Raw genomic sequence first — 232 nt, 5'->3', positions numbered from 1 at the left:
AATCGTCTCATTCAATACCAGTACCGTATAGAGGGTATGACTGCCTTCCGGATCGATCACTTCGTAAGCTACTGCCTCCTGGTAATCGTTCACGCTGACGCCGCTTTGCTGTTCGATGCCGCCGACGTTGACTTTGCCTTCGCCGCTCAGCGTATATCGTGCTACTAAGGAACGTTTATCGTGCAGTAATGGAACCGTCACGAGGATCGTTTTCTGTGTCGCGTCGATCACC

At 51.7% G+C, this 232-nt stretch carries 1 protein-coding gene; it reads right to left on the bottom strand.

Features of this window, described 5'->3' with window-relative positions; all coding sequences use genetic code 11:
* Positions 1-232: hypothetical protein (locus DAHG_RS21340; protein WP_034456225.1), on the bottom strand; the 232-nt coding region annotated here is incomplete at both ends.

The organism is Dielma fastidiosa (assembly GCF_000313565.1).
Taxonomy (GTDB): Bacteria; Bacillota_I; Bacilli_A; order Erysipelotrichales; family Erysipelotrichaceae; genus Dielma; species Dielma fastidiosa.
Note: the sequence above shows the minus strand (reverse complement) of the source record. Positions and strands in the feature narration are given on the sequence as shown.